Source organism: Amphritea sp. (assembly GCF_048266285.1).
Lineage (GTDB): Bacteria > Pseudomonadota > Gammaproteobacteria > Pseudomonadales > Balneatricaceae > Amphritea.
In genome coordinates, this window is the sequence record NZ_JBLWZV010000017.1 from 46,795 (window position 1) to 63,395 (window position 16,601).

Below are 16,601 nucleotides of genomic sequence, written 5' to 3' on the forward strand. Positions count from 1 at the left end.
AAACCCATGGATATTGATCTGATTACCAACATACTCTACGCCATGATCCGCACCGGAACGCCGCTATTGATAGTGGCCTTGGGTGAACTCATCTGTGAAAAAAGCGGTGTGCTTAACCTCGGTCAAGAAGGCATGATGCTAATGGGCGCCGTAATCGGCTTTATCGTCACCCTGTTGTCGGGCAGCCTATTACTGGGCTTTATGCTGGCCATTATTGCCGGCGTACTAATGTCGTTAATTTTTGGCCTTATCACCATGGAACTCAGTGCTAACCAAGTCGCCACCGGCTTGGCATTAACGATCTTCGGCACCGGCCTATCCGCCTTTATCGGCAGCGATTATGTCGGTAAGCCTATCGAAGGGCTCGACCCAATCTTTATTTCAGGTCTCACCGACTTACCGATTATTGGCCGTATGCTGTTTGGCCAGGACTTGGTTGTCTACCTCTCCTTTATCCTGTTTGCCGCGGCCTACTGGTTTGTTAACTACTCCCGTCCGGGGTTGGTGCTCAAAGCGGTGGGTGAAAACCCTCACGCCGCGAATGCGATTGGCCTGCCGGTGTTTAAAACTCGCTATCTGGCCATTATGTTTGGTGGCGCCATGGCGGGACTCGCCGGGGGCTATCTATCGTTAGCCTACACCCCACTCTGGGCCGAAAACATGTCTGCTGGACGGGGCTGGATAGCGCTAGCATTGGTGGTCTTTGCCAGCTGGAAGGTCGGGCGAGTATTACTCGGCGCATGGCTATTTGGATTGGCGAGCATTCTGCATCTGGTCTTTCAGGGGCTGGGCTTTTCCGTGTCGCCAAATCTACTGGCGATACTGCCCTATCTAGCAACGGTTGTGGTGCTGGTGATTCTGTCGAGCAATCAGGCACGCAGCCGACTCGTCGCCCCAATGTCACTGGGCAACCCGTTCTATGCCAAGGGTTAAGCCATGACCGACGCACTGCTTTGTGGAATCCGCACGCCTATTTTAGCGCTTGCGCACCAAGCCGGAGCAAACTAAAGTCATTATCCATGGCCTGCTCGAAACTCAAGCCGCTAAATATCGACGTTAGCGGCTTGATGAAAGGATAATGTGTAATTGGTCAGATTTTTGCTTTAATAAATATAACTGACCTATCGGTCAACTTTATTAGCCTGTTGCTAACAAACGTCTCACAGGAGAAGGATGCATGAAACGTCGTCAATTTAATAAACTGGTTACCGGACTCGCCGCCGGGGTGTGCCTGACCGCATTATCCTCTCTTTCAGTTCAAGCGGCAGAGCCGCTGAAAGTAGGCTTTGTTTATGTTGGCCCTGTCGGTGACCACGGCTGGTCTTATCAGCATGACCAAGGCCGTCTGTCCGCTGAGGCCGTATACGGTGACAAGATCAAAACCACCTATGTTGAAAACGTTGCCGAAGGCGCTGATGCACAACGGGTTATCTACAACCTCGCCAAAACCGGTCACGACCTAATCTTCACCACCTCGTTTGGTTTTATGAACCCAACGCTTAAGGTCGCTAAACAGTTCCCTAAGGTTGCCTTTGAACATGCCACCGGCTACAAAATGGCTAAAAACGTGGGCACCTATATTTCTACTACCTTTGAAGGTCGTTACGTTGCGGGTTATGTTGCATCACAGGTCACCAAGAGCAACAAAATTGGTTATATCGCTTCATTCCCTATCCCTGAAGTTATCCGTGATATCAATGCGGTGCAGCTGGCCCTTAATGAATACAACCCTGACGCTGAGTTAAAGGTCATCTGGGTAAACAGCTGGTTCGATCCGGGTAAAGAAGCCGATGCGGCTAATGCCATGATGGACCAAGGCGTCGATGTGATTTTACAGCACACCGATAGTCCTGCCGCCATGCAAGCCGCTGAACGTCGTGGCGCTCACGCCGTTGGACAGGCTTCCGACATGTCATCCTTCGGCCCTAACGCCCATCTGCTCTCTGTGGTTGATGAATGGGGCCCTCATTACATCAATACCATTAAAGCGGTCATGGACGGCACTTGGAAACCTAAAGCCAATGTTGAGGGTATGAAAGAGGGCGCTATTGTTATTCCAAGCTTCAATGACAGCATCCCTGCTGACGTCGTCGCCCATGCGAAAGAGCTCATCGCGGGTATTAAAGATGGCAGTGTTTATCCCTTTGCTGGACCGATCAAAAACAAAGCCGGTGAGTTGGTCGTGCCTGAAGGTACCCGCCTGTCTTACGAAGATCTAGAAAAAATGAACTGGTATGTCGAAGGCGTTCAATCTGATATTCCTCAGTAAGCCTGCAATACCACTGGCCGCTATCATCGATAGTGGCCAGCCTCTCCTCTACTAACAACCGACACCTCTATGAATATTCCTCTGATCAATATTTCTAGTTTATATTCCGGTACTGCAGCGGAACAATTAGCCGTTGCTAACGCAATTGATACCGCCTGCCGAGAAAGCGGCTTTTTCTATATTCAAGGACACCCCATCAGCCAAGCGCGTATGCGTGAAATGCGCGCGCTGTCTGAAGCCTTTTTTGCCCTCCCTGAAACCGAAAAAATAAAGATTGATATCACCCTGTCAGCCAACCACCGTGGCTATGGCCGCATGATGGCCGAACAGCTCGACCCAGAAAACCCCGGTGATATTAAAGAAACCTTTGATATGGGCTTGAACTTAGCCGCGGATCATCCGTTGATTGGTCCAGATCGCCCACTCTACGGCCCTAATCAATATCCACCAGTACCGGCCGATTTCCAGCAAAAGATGGAACGTCACTATTGGGATATGCTCGAGCTAGGTAAAACCATACTCAGCGCACTGGCGATGGCCCTAGGTATCGACAAAGACTTTTTTGACGATAAATTTGAGCAACCCTTGAGCGTATTACGCTTTATACATTACCCAGAAGTACCGCCGAAAGAGGGCAAGCAACATATCGGAGCGGGCGCGCATACCGATTATGGCTGCATTACTATTCTTTGGCAGGATGAAATTGGCGGCTTGCAGGTGCAAGATACCCGCGGTGAATGGATCGACGCGCCTCCCATTGAAGACAGCTTCGTAATCAATATCGGTAATATGATGGCCCGTTGGAGCAACGACCGTTATAAATCCACACCACACCGAGTTTTCAGCCCCAGTGGTGAAGAACGCTACTCCATGCCGTTTTTTGTCGAGCCTGATTTTGATACCGATGTCAGTTGCTTAGATAACTGCTGCTCACCGGGAACACCGCCAAAATATGAGCCGATCTCGGCCGGTGATTGGATGATTTACTGCTTCAACAACACCTATGCCTATCGCACCGAAACGCCTTAAAGGCAGCGATTCAGTCGACCTGAGAGGAGGCCATAACGCCACGTGCAATCTGGCGGATATGGTCGCCTGACATCTTAAGCTCATCTTTAAGATGAGCATTCACTCGCATAATCACTCGGAATGGACTGGCGGGTTTAGAAATAAAATCCACTGCACCGACATCAAACGCCTTGGCTTCAAACATAATATCCGTGAAACCAGTGAGGAAGATGACCGGAATATGGGACGTAGCCGCCTCGCTGCGTAACTGCTGACAAACGTCAAACCCGCTGCCATCCGGCAGTTCAATATCCAGCAGGATAAGATCAGGCAGTTGCGTTTGTGCTATGTCTAGCGCTTTCTCAGCCGTCACAGCGATGGAGAGTTCTGCAGTTGACTCTAATAACGCGCAAAGCAATTGAATGCTCGAAGGTTCATCATCGACAATGAGTATCTGTGCCTTTTCACGTGACATTGTTTCTCCTTAGACAAGTCATCAACCATGCTTGTTATAGTATGCCAACAGCTCCTTCCTAGGAAATGCTTTGGCGTAGTAAAACCCTTGACCCAAACCCCAGTGTTGCTCGCACAAAAACTTAAGCTGTGATTCCTGCTCAATACCTTCACAGACAATCTCAAGATCTAAACTATGTAGCAGAGAGATCATCCCCTTCAATAAACTAACATTTCTCGCGTCGTTAATGTCTCTTATAAAATTCTGATCAATTTTAATGGCTGAAAAATCAAACTTTTTCAATGCTAAAATAGACGCGTATCCGGTGCCAAAATCATCCAAAACAATCGCAAATCCAAGCTCGATCAAGGTTTTGATATTACGCGAAACATGCTCATCATCTTCAAATAACACAACCTCGGTAATCTCAACTTTAATCATATTTTTCCCTTCGGGATGATTGCGCGATAACAATTCAAAATATTAGATTAGCTTTGTTGAGCGTAACTGATCAGCAGACATATTGATCGTAATATAGGTATCGACCTCTTTTTCATACAAGATATCGGCCATCGAAAAAACCAACGAGGCCATATGTATACCCAACTGCACCATCAGGGAATCACCCTTGATATGCGGCATAAAGTAGCCCGGCAGACGCACATCATCCTCTCTTAAAACCAGATGCGCCAAGGCTTCAAAGCCAACCACTTTATCAGTTGATAATAAGCTCTCATACTACCGTCGGTCAGTGCCTCAGCCACTTGGTGCCTAATTTCAGGCCCTGAACTTTCCTCTTGGCTGGCATGCTGATCATGAAATCGGATAATAACCATTACAAAACAAACACTTAAATAATTATCAACAGATTATATCCTTTTCATCTTCGCTAAATTAAACATGATATTCCCAATATTCATGTCAAAATTTAGTATCCTTAAGCGAAACATGCGCAAACAGCGCGCAAATGTCATGATGACCACCCCGCTATTACAAAAGTAGTCGCGCAAGAGGAAGCAGTTTATGTTTGACACCAGAATGCTCAAACGGTCACTCAATTTACTGCCAGAAGTTGCTACCCTCATCATCGTTGCCCTCCTGATTACACTGTTTTATCTCACTGAAGAGAACCGCACCCAAGGCATACAAGAAAGGGTTATCAGTGAAGAGCAAGACGTTCTTTCTGAACAGGTCATCTCCGTCAGACAGGACCTGCAACGCACCCTAACATCGCTCACCGCCATGGCGCATATCATCGAATCGGATTACACCGACGCCGAAAAGTTCTTAAGCCTTTCCACCCTAGCGGAAGCCCACCCCGAATATTTACAGCTGCGGCATATTTCGGCCTCAGGCACTGAGCTATTTAGAATCAACCAAGCAAACAATCAACTTATTCGAGTTGATCCTGACCACCTACAAAACAAATCGCAACGCCATTATGTTGAAGATATTTTACATCTGCTACCCGGCGAGTCTTACATCTCAAGATTCGAACTCAACATGGAAGCCAATGAAATAGAGATCCCGCCTCGGCCCGTGCTGCGCATCGCACTAAGGTTGCAAGACAGCTTTGTCATCATCAACCTTGATGCCTCAGAAATATTAAACCGCATTACCTCCCACTTTAGCGAACGGGCCAATAGCTGGCTGATCAATGGTGAAGGTGATTGGCTGATCGGCCCAGACAAGAGCCTTGAATGGGGCTTTATGCTAGGTCAGACCCATCGAATAGGCGAATACCTCTCGGCGGATCTTGCGAATGCGATCTTAACCGAGAAGAAACCACACATCTTAAAAGATGATGCTGAGCTAATCATTGCCGAACACCTCGGCAATGACCTCAAAAGCGACGGCAAACTTCACTTTGCTGAAGAATTAATTTTTATCCGGCGCTTCCCGCCGGCATACATCACCAGCACCCTGAATCAATCTCGGTTTATCTCTCCCTTCATTCTAGCGGTCTTGCTCATCTGCGCCGCCGGTATACTGCTGTGGTTATTTAGACTGTCACAACGTTATCAACGACTGAGTGACCTCAATCAACTCAACCAACAAGAGCTTAACCGGCTGAAAGAGCTTGCCGACTTTCTGCCCCAGTTAACCTGGACCAGTGATCCACAAGGCCACTTTGATTTTATTAGCCAAACATGGACCACCTATACTGGCGCATCGCAAAAAGCATTAAAGGGCATCGGCTGGTATGAGTTCGTCCACCCCGATGACAAAGCTCTACTGATGGATACTTGGCATAGCAGCCTAAAATCAGGCCACGATCTACAGTGCCGTTTCCGCATCCAATCACGGGATGGCCAATATCGTATGTTTGATAGCCGCGCCCGGGCCCTGCGAGCGAAAAATAGCAAAATTATCCGCTGGTTTGGTTCCAGCTCCGATATTCAAACGAGTCTCAATTATGAACAAGCCCTCGAAGAGGAAAAGCGGCAACTGACTCACAAATTAGAAACCAGCCAGCAAGCACAATTACAAGTACTGCTTCGCCTACAGGCCGCCACCGATTCAGCGGGCATCGGTATCTGGGAGTATTCACCCGAGAACAACCTATTCGTCTGGGACAAACGAATGTATCAGCTGTATGGCCTCGATAAGCACGCCACTACCCTACACTACAATCAATGGATACCTTTTGTTCACCCGGATGATGTTGCAACGGTTGAAAGTCAGTTAGCCGAAGCCATCAAGACCGATGCAACCCTCGATATACAATATCGCATCGTTCGACCATCGGGTGAAACCGTCTGGATTAAAGCCTACGGTGTACCGGTGCATGACAGTCCGGACAGCATAAAACTGGTGGGTGTTAACCATGATGTCACCGATGTTCAACTACTGAACCAACAACTAAAAAAATCCAACCACCAGCTCAAAGCCGAAGCGGATAACGCCCTCAAACTGGCTGAAGCGAAGTCCCGTTTTCTTGCTAATATGAGTCACGAGATTCGTACCCCGATGAACGGTGTTATTGGCATGCTCGACCTGATACGCAAAACACCGCTCGATGCTCAACAACTGATGTATGCCGATAAAGCCTACTTCGCCTCGACTCGGCTACTAAGCATCCTCAACGATATCCTCGATATTTCCAGAATCGACTCCAACAACGTCGAACTCAATATGGCGGATTGCCCGCTGGAAAATATCATCCAAGAATCAGTCGAACTGTTCGCCATTCCTGCCGATGAAAAACAGCTGACCCTCACCGTGGTGGTAAATCCATCGATGCCTCTCGAACTGCATACCGATCAACTAAAGTTAGGGCAGATACTCTCCAATCTTGTCGGTAACGCGATTAAATTTTCCTCTCCTGGGGGGCTCGTCACGGTCAGTTTTAAACCGGATCACTTTACCAAAACCAATTACATCCTCAATATCGAGGTCAGTGATTCGGGTATTGGTATCAGTCCAGATCAAAGTAAACTGATCTTCAATGCCTTTACCCAAGCCGACGAAAGCACCACTCGACGCTTTGGTGGCACCGGGCTAGGTCTCGCGATTTGTCAGCGTTTGGTTAACTTGTTAGGCGGTAGTATCTCAGTCAACAGTGCACTGGGAGAAGGTTCTGTCTTCAAATTAAGAATACCGATTACAAAAACGGCAACGCCGGCGTTAAAAGACCTACGGGTCGACCGACTCACGGCACTGTTAGTGACTGAATCAGTCAATGTTATCGAGATGCTACAAGCTCACTTTGAACATTGGAAAATAAAACTCAATGTGGCAAAAAACTATACCGAGGCCTTTGCAACGATTGATCAGTTACTCCGCGACAATGAAAAGTTTGTCTTGCTGGCCGATCTAACCTCCCAAAGCCAAGAGTTGTTTTTGAATAACCTTGCCAGCCACGATGTCGCCCAAGCAAACATTCTCCGTAACAGCATCGTATTCCTCTCCGCCAGCCATCCGTCAACGCTACGCTCAAGCCTGCAAGATTTAGGCATACAGGCCATTACCAAACCACTCACCCCCTCTCGGGTTTACAACACACTCACAGGGCTTAACAAAAAAGTCATGCCATCAAGCCTTCGGGTTTCTAATGACGTGCTATACCCCGGTTTAAAAGTATTATCGGTGGATGATGTCGAGTTAAACCAAGATGTTATCGAGGGCCTTCTCAAACCATTAGACATTGAACTTCACTTGGCCAGCTCGGCCGCTGCCGCCTTGGAAGTCATACAACAGCACGACGTTGACATCATTTTGATGGATATTCATATGGAAGGGATGAACGGCTTAGAAGCCACTCAGGTGATTCGTCAATTACCGAATATTAAACAACCACTCATCTTTGCCCTATCCGCCTCAGTCATGGAAGAAGACCGTAAAGCGGGTAAACAAGCAGGCATGGATGGTTATCTAACCAAGCCATTTCATCTACGTGATTTTATTCACGCCCTCAAACAACAGGGCATTAACGGCACCACCGAACCACATAACACCCCAGCGCAACCAACCGAGCCAGAGCCAGAGCCAGCATGGACACTGCCAAACTTCATTAATGAAGAACAGGCGATGGTGCAGATGAACGGCAATCAACAAACCCTGCTTAACTGCATCCGAAGCTTTATCGTTGGCTTTGAAGATTTCGCTACGCTATACGCGCAAGCACTGGCGGCTCAGGATCATCAAAAGATCAAACAGCTGGCTCATAAGTTGAAAGGGGCAACGTTAAACATCTGTGATACTGAGCTATCGATACTGGCGAAACAACAGGAACAAGCACTACCCGATGATGTTCAAAACGATGCCGATGCCATGCTGCATCTATTTAAGAGCCACTATACAGCGCTTGCTCTGCAGCTTACTACGCTCCCCAAAAACAAGAGAGACGGTGACAGTAAAGCCTGCAATATCTCGCTAGATGAACTGCTGGGCGGCTTCAAAGAAAAGCTGCAGCAACATAGTTATATCAGCACTGAGCAACGGCAAACGCTCGATACAGTGCTGAGCGACAATGGCCTGAGTATGCTTGCCCAAGCATTATCCACCGCACTGCAGGCTTTTGACTATGACAAAGCACTGGAGCTAATCGACTCGATCGATAGCGAAGCCAGCGAATAAACATAGCGTTTTAACTCGGCGGGATACCTATGCATCCAGCCGATATGCCAGCGATTGGCTAACGCCCGTTAGCGCCGGATAGAAAAGGTGGTTTGGCAAACCACACCGCCGCCATCAAGGCTAAGAAGATCCACCCCAGCAGCGCAAAATAATCCACCGTCGAGATCATATAGGCCTGCGCTTCGATCAGTTGTTCAATACGCCCATAATTCTGCAGTGTCGGCCCTCCCAACAGGTCCAGATAGTGCTGCGTTTCAGGACTGTAAGGGGTGATATGTTCCGTCAGCCGGGCATGTTCCACCGCCGCCTGCCGATGCCACCACCAAGTGGTCAGTGACGAGGCAAAACTGCCGCCGAGCACTCGTAAAAATGTCGCTAAGCCGGAACCATCAGCAATCTCACGGGGGGACAAACTCGATAGTAAAATAGTGGTTGCTGGCATAAAGAATAACGCTACCCCTAGCCCCATCGCCAACTGAATCATGGCAATATGGTAGTAATCTACCTCCAAGCTAAAGTTCGCCCGCGCAAAACTGGATAATGCCATCGCAAGAAAAGCGATACTGGTGAGCAGTCGCATATCCACTTTATAGCCAAACCGTCCCACAATAGGCGACAGTATCACCGGCACAATACCGATCGGCGCGGCCGCCATGCCCGCCCATACGGCGGTATAGCCCATGCGCGTTTGCAGCCACACAGGCAACAGCAAGTTAAGACCAAAAAAAGCGGAGTAACCCAACACCAGCACGATGGTTCCGAAGGTAAAGTTTCGATGACGAAACAGTCTCAGATTAATCACCGGATGCTCTTCGGTCATCTCCCAGATCACCATCGAGATCAACGCAATCACCGCCACCGCGGCACTGTAGATAATGAACTCCGATTCAAACCAATCCAGATCATTACCCTTATCCAGCACCACCTGTAATAGCCCAACTCCTAACACCAACAGAGCTAAACCCACATAGTCGATCGGCTTTTTCTCGGTTTCTTCCGGACGGTTGCGCAGCTGCGACCACACCACCACTGCGGCAAACAAACCGATCGGTAGATTAATAAAGAAGATCCACGGCCAAGAGTAGTTATCCGTTAGCCAACCACCGGAAATCGGCCCCAAGATCGGCGCCACCACCGCCACCATTGCTAACAACGACAACGCCATACCACGGCGTGCCGCAGGGTAGATCGCAATCAACAGGGTCTGCGCGATCGGGTAAAGAGGCCCGGCAACAAAGCCCTGCAAGGCCCGAAAGAACACCAGTTCGGGCAGTGAGGTAGCGATACCACAGAGAAACGAGGTAAACATAAACAGACAAACAGAGCCGATAAACAAGCGCACTTCGCCAACACGACGCGCCATCCAACCGGTCAGCGGCAACGCGATAGCATTACACACGGCAAACGAGGTGATCACCCAGGTGCCTTGTTCGCTGCTGGCCCCCAGGTTACCGGTAATCGACGTGAGTGCGACATTGGCAATCGTGGTGTCCAGCACCTGCATAAAGGTCGCCAATGCCAGACCAATCGTAGCCAACACCAAATTAGCGGGAGCAAACCGGATCGCACTCATTGAACTTGAGACACCGCGGTATCGTTGTGGGTCATCGTCTCACTGTTAGCACGAATCAATTGTGCGGCTAATTGATCTGCTTCTTGCAGCAGATTGGCATAGATATCGGTAGCATAGCGAGCGGAATGATCAACACGGCTGGCAAGCACTTCGCCATCCTGCTGATGCAGATCGACCTCAACCTTGGTCGACATACCTAAACGCAACGGATGGGCCTGTAACTCTTCCGCTTGTAAGCCGATGCGCACTGGCACTCGCTGGACAATTTTAATCCAGTTACCACTGGCGTTTTGAGCAGGTAATAAAGCAAATGCGCCCCCGGTACCGACGCCGAGGCTTTCGATACGCCCCTGATAATGTACATCACTGCCATACAGGTCCGCCGTAATCTCGACCGTCTGACCAATCTGCATCTGGCGCATCTGGGTCTCTTTAAAATTCGCCTCAATCCACACCTGATCCAACGGAATCACCGCCATTAACGCCTGCCCCGTGGTCACCCGAGCACCCGGTTGAACGCTGCGCTGGGCTACATAACCGCTCACCGGCGCAATCAGATGAGTGCGGGCGTGGTTTATAAATGCCTGATGTAATTTTGCCGTAGCCGCTTGCACCTTCGGATGGGTCGCAATGGTAGTCCCTTCCACCAGCGCCAGCGTACTGGTCAGTTGCTGACGCGCGATCACCAAGGCATTCTCGGCTTCACCGAGGGCGTCCCGTGAGTGAGACATGGTTTCCTGTGATAACACGCCAGCGGCCGCTAGCTTATCGCGACGATTAAAATCACTGCGGGCTTGCTGCCGTTCAAGTTCTCGGGTGGCTAACTGCGCGCGATAGTTCTCCACACTGGAGAACAGCCCTCGCACCTCACGTACCGTGGTTGCTAGATCAGCTTTCGCCTGCTCCAGTGCAATCGCGGTGTCACTCGGGTCCAGCTCGACCAGCACCTGTCCTTGCTCGACATAATCACCGTCATCCGCATTGATACGAATCACCGTGCCATTAATCCCCGAGCCGATTTGTACCCGGTTACCATCAACATAAGCATCTTCAGTATCCTCATAAAAGCGACCGTACAGATGCTCATAGGCAAATACAGACCCAGCCACGACCAACACAATAAAAAACAGACCACTGAGTAAAACTATACGGCTACGCTTAGCTGATGCAGGCCGTGTTTCAACCGCTACATTCTCTTCATTCATCGCTATATTCCGCCTATTCTTTATTCAGCTTTACACGGCTCTGTCGGTTCTTCCATCAATCCGGTAGGCACCAACATTTTGCGTATAATACGATCTAGTTCACTCAGCTCCTGTGGGCTAAGTTCACCGGTCAACTCATTCAATAGATCTGCAGCTAAGCCATGCATCTGATGACTCAGGGCCGTACCCTCTTCGGTCGGTTTAAGGCGCACCTGCCGACGATCATTAGGACACCGTTCACGCACCAACAGATTGCGCTGCTCTAGACGATCTAACATCCGCGTCATCGCCCCGCTATCGATCGACAAGCGTCGCGTCAGCTCCGACGGCGTTTCCACCTGTTCAACGATAATCAGCCGCATCACGCGAAATTGCGGTCCGGTAATATTGAAAGGTTTAAGGTATTTATCCAGTAATCGATCTTTATGCTGATTCAACAGAAAAATAAGATGCGCAATGCTAAGCCGGGTTGGCACATTGTCTTCAGTAAAGTGGATCATTGAGTGTTCTCTAAACAATTCATACCATTTAACTGCCTAGGCAGCTAAATTAAAACAAGATACTGCCATGGCAGCTAAATTTTGTCAAAGCAGTTTTAACGAAAACACCTGATCCAACGAAATGAACTAATATAGACGGCTGCTTGTCTACTGCCGGTACTGGAGAATATAAAATGATTACCAAGCTGAAGTCTTTTTTGGAAACCTTTCTGCCCGATAACGCTACCGGAGATAATCCACAAACCTTGCTATCACTGGCTTCTGCCGCACTAATGGTGGAAGTGTTGATATCCGATTATGAGCGTAAGCCCGAAGAGGACGAGACCCTATTAAGCGTATTAAAAAAGAGTTTTTCATTGGATCAAGCTACCGCCCTAGCACTCTTTGAGCGAGCAAAAAAAGCCCAACATGAGGCAACCGACTACTTTCGCTTCACCTCGCAGATCAATGATCTATGCAGCCCTAACGAAAAAACTACCCTGATCGAAAACCTCTGGCGGGTCGCCTATGCCGATGGCGAGCTACACCATTATGAAGAACATGTAATTCGTCGTATCGCCGACCTGATCTATGTCTCCCATACGGATTTCATCACGGCTAAGTTGCGGGTTGTTGAAGGATAAGTTGCAGCGGAGTTATAAACTAACTTTAATTAACCTCAATTTGAATAGCCGGCAATGTCCACCAATAGTTTAGATAGCCCAATGATATAGTTGCCATGCCTTTAAAAAGTCTATGCCTCTGCCGTCAACTTGCTGAAAACATACTTCCCTCTTTTAGTTAAATCAAAGCACTACATTTTTGAAATAGCCTAAAAACCAAAAAACCCCGCTATTGCGGGGTCTTGGGAGATATATGTAACATCTAAACGTTACACTTTACATAAACCGAGGCCTAAAAGGGAATATCATCGTCAAAATCATCCAATCCTGGTGCTGGCTGAGGTGCTTGAGGGGCCGCTTGTGGGGCTGGTTTTTGATAATTTTGTTGCGGCGGTTGTTGAGGCTGCGGCGGTTTCTGATAATTCTGTTGTGGAGCCTGTTGTGGCTGATAATTATGCTGTGGCGCCTGTTGTTGCGGTTGCTGATAGCCGCCCTGAGGCTGCTGATAACCACCATTGTTACCGCCATCGCCACGGCTATCGAGCATCTGCATTTCGCTCGCCACGATCTCCGTTGTGTAACGGTCTTGGCCCTGCTGATCTTGCCATTTACGGGTGCGCAACGAACCTTCAAGATAAACCTTAGAACCCTTATGCAGATATTCGCCGGCGATCTCAGCTAATCGGTTGAAAAACACCACTCGGTGCCACTCAGTTCGTTCCTGTTGCTGGCCTGTTTGCTTATCCTTCCAAGATTCAGAAGTCGCCACCGTGATGTTGGTCACCGCATTGCCGCTGGGCAAATACTTAGTTTCAGGCTCATTACCCAGATTACCAATCAGGATGACTTTGTTAACACCACGTGCCATTGATCTCTCCAATATTTTTTAACTTGTTGCAAACCTGTGCCGCATAAATTTAGCAGCTACTGCATTGAGTGAAGCATAGCATAATTATTACTCTCAGCAGCGATAAAAAATCGTCAGATCAGGTGTGGCAACACGCATAACTCTTTATACTTGAGCTTTTGCATTGGACACGGAAACAACGATGGACAAGATAGTGGTTCGCGGCGCCAGAACACACAACCTGAAAAATATCGATTTGGACATCCCGCGGGATAAACTTGTTGTTATTACCGGTTTATCCGGATCAGGAAAATCCTCGCTGGCATTCGATACGCTCTACGCTGAGGGTCAGCGCCGTTACGTTGAATCCCTGTCTACCTATGCGCGGCAATTCTTATCGATGATGGAAAAGCCCGATGTCGATCATATCGAGGGACTTTCGCCAGCGATTTCGATTGAGCAAAAATCCACCTCCCATAACCCCCGTTCGACAGTCGGCACCATCACCGAGATCTACGACTATCTACGCTTGCTGTTTGCCCGCGCCGGTGAACCTCGCTGTCCGGATCATGATCTACCGTTAGCGGCACAAACCGTCAGCCAGATGGTTGATCAGGTATTAGCCCTACCTGAAGGCTCTAAGCTGATGTTGCTGGCACCGGTGGTTCAAGGCCGCAAAGGTGAGCACTTACATACTATTAGTGAACTACGAGCACAGGGTTTTGTTCGGGTGCGCGTCAATGGCATTGTGTGCGATATCGACAGTATTCCTGAGCTAGATAAGAACAAAAAGCACAATATCGAAGCCGTAGTTGACCGCTTTAAAGTACGTGATGATCTACAGGTGCGCTTAGCCGAGTCTTTTGAAACAGCCTTGGCGATGACCGATGGTATCGCCACCATTAGCTATATGGATAACGATGGCGAAGAACTGGTGTTTTCGGCCCGCTTTGCCTGTCCTAAGTGTGGCCACAGCATTCAAGAACTCGAACCCCGCATGTTCTCCTTCAACAACCCCCACGGCGCCTGTTCTGCCTGTGATGGTTTGGGAGTAAAGCAGTTTTTTGATCCGAAAAAAGTCGTCTGCGATAACACCCTCACCCTGTCTGAAGGGGCTATCCGAGGCTGGGACCGTCGTGCGCTGTACTATTTTCAACAACTTAAAGCCGTTGCCGATCATTATGGCTTTAATATGGACACCCCCTTTAAAGATCTGACCGCCAAGCAGCAACAGATGATTCTGGAAGGCAGCGGTAAAGAAGATATCGCCTTCCGTTATCTCAACGACCGTGGCGATGTCATCAGCAAATCCCATCCATTTGAAGGGGTGCTGAACAATCTATCGCGTCGTTATCGGGAAACTGAATCCGATATGGTGCGGGATGATCTCGCTAAGTATATCAATATGCAGGAATGCCCTGCCTGTGACGGCAGCCGACTGCGCCGCGATGCGCGCCATGTGTATATCGATGAAACAACCTTGCCAGAACTGGTACGTCTATCCATTGGCGATAGCTGTGACTATTTCGACGGCCTTAAATTAAGCGGCAAGCAGGGTGAAATCGCCGATAAGATTCTGAAAGAGATCCGCCTACGCCTGCAATTCTTGGTCAACGTCGGCCTCGATTATCTATCCCTTGAGCGTAGTGCCGAAACCCTCTCGGGCGGTGAAGCACAACGTATCCGTCTGGCCAGCCAGATCGGTGCCGGTCTAGTCGGGGTGATGTATATTCTCGATGAGCCGTCTATCGGACTGCATCAGCGGGATAACGACCGTCTATTGAAAACCCTGATCCACCTCCGCGACCTAGGCAATACAGTGATTGTGGTTGAGCATGACGAAGATGCTATTCGACTAGCGGATTATGTCATCGATGTGGGACCCGGTGCTGGCGTCCACGGTGGTGAAATCATTGCACAGGGTACTCCCGCTGAATTGATGGCTTGCAAAGAGTCGATGACCGCCGATTATCTTTCCGGTCGTCGTCGGATCGAGACGCCGACTGAGCGGCACAAATCCGATGGCCGTTGGTTGCAACTGCACGGCGCTACCGGCAACAATCTCAATAGCGTTAATCTGGATATACCGCTGGGGCTATTAACCTGCGTGACCGGGGTATCTGGCTCGGGTAAATCTACACTGATTAACGGCACGCTTTACCCTATCGCCGCCACCGAGCTGAATGGTGCCACCACGCTGGATGCTGCGCCTTATAAGTCACTGAAAGGCATGGATATGCTCGATAAGGTGATCGATATCGATCAGAGCCCGATCGGCCGGACACCACGCTCCAACCCAGCAACCTATACCGGTATTTTCACGCCGATCCGCGAACTGTTTGCCGGCACACAGGAAGCCCGCTCACGGGGTTATAAGCCAGGACGTTTCAGTTTTAACGTTAAAGGTGGCCGCTGTGAAGCCTGCCAGGGCGATGGCGTGATCAAAGTCGAGATGCATTTCCTGCCGGATATCTATGTACCCTGTGATGTCTGTAAAGGCAAACGCTATAACCGGGAAACCTTAGAAGTTAAATATAAGGGTAAGAGTATCCATGAAGTGCTGGATATGACGGTGGAAGATGGTCGCGAATTCTTTGATGCCATCCCAGCCCTTTCCCGCCGACTGCAAACCCTGATCGATGTGGGCCTTTCCTATATCCGCCTCGGACAAGCAGCCACCACACTTTCTGGCGGTGAAGCCCAGCGAGTAAAACTGGCGAAAGAACTGAGTAAGCGGGATACCGGTAAAACCCTTTATATTCTTGATGAGCCAACGACTGGACTGCATTTCTATGATATTCAGCAGTTGCTCAACGTGCTCTATCGATTGCGTGACCATGGCAACACCATTGTGGTGATCGAGCATAACTTAGATGTGATTAAAACCGCCGATTGGATCATCGACCTCGGCCCTGAAGGCGGCACCCGTGGTGGTTTAATCATCGCCACTGGGACACCGGAAGAAGTCGCCGAAGTGAAAGGTTCCTACACCGGAGAGTTCCTCAAACCGATGCTGGACAAAAACCATAAAGCCCAAGGCTAAGCGAATAGACTGATCTAAATA

13 protein-coding genes are annotated in these 16,601 nt (G+C 49.2%); 6 read left to right on the top strand and 7 right to left on the bottom strand.

Going from position 1 to position 16,601, the window contains the following annotated elements; genetic code table 11:
- Window positions 1-6 precede the first annotated feature (6 nt).
- From ACN0T0_RS15715 to ACN0T0_RS15725, 3 genes are all read left to right on the top strand, one after another.
- The gene (locus ACN0T0_RS15715) at window positions 7-933 is read left to right on the top strand and encodes an ABC transporter permease (RefSeq protein WP_417227702.1); all 927 of its coding nucleotides are present in this window, start codon (window positions 7-9) and stop codon (window positions 931-933) included.
- Between the two features lie 244 nt (window positions 934-1,177).
- The gene (locus tag ACN0T0_RS15720) at window positions 1,178-2,269 is read left to right on the top strand and encodes a BMP family ABC transporter substrate-binding protein (protein WP_417227703.1); all 1,092 of its coding nucleotides are present in this window, start codon (window positions 1,178-1,180) and stop codon (window positions 2,267-2,269) included.
- A gap of 69 nt (window positions 2,270-2,338) precedes the next feature.
- Window positions 2,339-3,298 (top strand): isopenicillin N synthase family dioxygenase, encoded by a 960-nt coding sequence (locus ACN0T0_RS15725; protein ID WP_417227704.1) that lies wholly within the window; start codon window positions 2,339-2,341, stop codon window positions 3,296-3,298.
- 10 nt (window positions 3,299-3,308) lie between these two features.
- Here ACN0T0_RS15725 and ACN0T0_RS15730 read toward each other — a convergent pair whose 3' ends face one another.
- The 3 genes from ACN0T0_RS15730 to ACN0T0_RS15740 are packed head-to-tail and all read right to left on the bottom strand — an operon-like array spanning window position 3,309 to window position 4,424.
- Window positions 3,309-3,752: a response regulator gene (locus tag ACN0T0_RS15730; protein WP_417227705.1), complete on the bottom strand. Its 444-nt coding sequence runs from the start codon at window positions 3,750-3,752 to the stop codon at window positions 3,309-3,311.
- Between the two features lie 21 nt (window positions 3,753-3,773).
- Window positions 3,774-4,205 carry an EAL domain-containing protein gene (locus tag ACN0T0_RS15735; RefSeq protein ID WP_417227706.1) on the bottom strand — a complete coding sequence of 144 codons (432 nt, stop codon included), beginning with the start codon at window positions 4,203-4,205 and terminating at the stop codon, window positions 3,774-3,776.
- Window positions 4,206-4,214: 9 nt separating this feature from the next.
- Window positions 4,215-4,424, bottom strand: coding sequence for a hypothetical protein (locus tag ACN0T0_RS15740; protein ID WP_417227707.1), 210 nt, complete (start codon window positions 4,422-4,424; stop codon window positions 4,215-4,217).
- A gap of 330 nt (window positions 4,425-4,754) precedes the next feature.
- Here ACN0T0_RS15740 and ACN0T0_RS15745 point away from each other — a divergent pair, with 330 nt between their 5' ends.
- Window positions 4,755-8,810, top strand: a complete 4,056-nt coding sequence (locus ACN0T0_RS15745) for a PAS domain-containing protein (protein WP_417227708.1) — start codon at window positions 4,755-4,757, stop codon at window positions 8,808-8,810.
- A gap of 58 nt (window positions 8,811-8,868) precedes the next feature.
- Here ACN0T0_RS15745 and ACN0T0_RS15750 read toward each other — a convergent pair whose 3' ends face one another.
- The 3 genes from ACN0T0_RS15750 to ACN0T0_RS15760 are packed head-to-tail and all read right to left on the bottom strand — an operon-like array spanning window position 8,869 to window position 12,088.
- On the bottom strand, window positions 8,869-10,383 hold the full coding sequence (locus tag ACN0T0_RS15750) for a DHA2 family efflux MFS transporter permease subunit (protein ID WP_417227709.1): 1,515 nt from the start codon (window positions 10,381-10,383) through the stop codon (window positions 8,869-8,871).
- Window positions 10,380-11,588, bottom strand: a complete 1,209-nt coding sequence (locus tag ACN0T0_RS15755; protein ID WP_417227710.1) for an efflux RND transporter periplasmic adaptor subunit — start codon at window positions 11,586-11,588, stop codon at window positions 10,380-10,382. Before ACN0T0_RS15755 ends, ACN0T0_RS15750 begins: the two co-directional genes overlap by 4 nt.
- A gap of 20 nt (window positions 11,589-11,608) precedes the next feature.
- On the bottom strand, window positions 11,609-12,088 hold the full coding sequence (locus ACN0T0_RS15760; RefSeq protein ID WP_417227711.1) for a MarR family winged helix-turn-helix transcriptional regulator: 480 nt from the start codon (window positions 12,086-12,088) through the stop codon (window positions 11,609-11,611).
- A 173-nt stretch (window positions 12,089-12,261) separates the two neighbouring features.
- On the opposite strand from ACN0T0_RS15760, the gene ACN0T0_RS15765 reads away from it, so the two are divergent.
- On the top strand, window positions 12,262-12,711 hold the full coding sequence (locus tag ACN0T0_RS15765) for a TerB family tellurite resistance protein (protein ID WP_417227712.1): 450 nt from the start codon (window positions 12,262-12,264) through the stop codon (window positions 12,709-12,711).
- Between the two features lie 271 nt (window positions 12,712-12,982).
- On the opposite strand, the gene ssb is transcribed toward ACN0T0_RS15765, so the two are convergent.
- A complete protein-coding gene (gene ssb, locus ACN0T0_RS15770; protein ID WP_417227713.1) occupies window positions 12,983-13,558 on the bottom strand; it encodes a single-stranded DNA-binding protein in 576 nt (191 codons plus the stop codon).
- A 181-nt stretch (window positions 13,559-13,739) separates the two neighbouring features.
- On the opposite strand from ssb, the gene uvrA reads away from it, so the two are divergent.
- Complete coding sequence (uvrA, locus tag ACN0T0_RS15775) at window positions 13,740-16,580, top strand: excinuclease ABC subunit UvrA (RefSeq protein WP_417227714.1); 2,841 nt, start codon at window positions 13,740-13,742, stop codon at window positions 16,578-16,580.
- The last annotated feature ends 21 nt before the right edge of the window (window positions 16,581-16,601 follow it).

Excerpts from the sequence above, each read along its gene's own strand:
- ACN0T0_RS15715 (WP_417227702.1), top strand. The coding sequence starts at position 7 with ATGGATATTGATCTGATTACCAACATACTCTACGCCATGATCCGCACC.
- ACN0T0_RS15720 (WP_417227703.1), top strand. The coding sequence starts at position 1,178 with ATGAAACGTCGTCAATTTAATAAACTGGTTACCGGACTCGCCGCCGGG.
- ACN0T0_RS15725 (WP_417227704.1), top strand. The coding sequence starts at position 2,339 with ATGAATATTCCTCTGATCAATATTTCTAGTTTATATTCCGGTACTGCA.
- ACN0T0_RS15730 (WP_417227705.1), bottom strand. The coding sequence starts at position 3,752 with ATGTCACGTGAAAAGGCACAGATACTCATTGTCGATGATGAACCTTCG.
- ACN0T0_RS15745 (WP_417227708.1), top strand. The coding sequence starts at position 4,755 with ATGTTTGACACCAGAATGCTCAAACGGTCACTCAATTTACTGCCAGAA.
- ACN0T0_RS15750 (WP_417227709.1), bottom strand. The coding sequence starts at position 10,383 with ATGAGTGCGATCCGGTTTGCTCCCGCTAATTTGGTGTTGGCTACGATT.
- ACN0T0_RS15755 (WP_417227710.1), bottom strand. The coding sequence starts at position 11,588 with ATGAATGAAGAGAATGTAGCGGTTGAAACACGGCCTGCATCAGCTAAG.
- ACN0T0_RS15760 (WP_417227711.1), bottom strand. The coding sequence starts at position 12,088 with ATGATCCACTTTACTGAAGACAATGTGCCAACCCGGCTTAGCATTGCG.
- ACN0T0_RS15765 (WP_417227712.1), top strand. The coding sequence starts at position 12,262 with ATGATTACCAAGCTGAAGTCTTTTTTGGAAACCTTTCTGCCCGATAAC.
- ssb (WP_417227713.1), bottom strand. The coding sequence starts at position 13,558 with ATGGCACGTGGTGTTAACAAAGTCATCCTGATTGGTAATCTGGGTAAT.
- uvrA (WP_417227714.1), top strand. The coding sequence starts at position 13,740 with ATGGACAAGATAGTGGTTCGCGGCGCCAGAACACACAACCTGAAAAAT.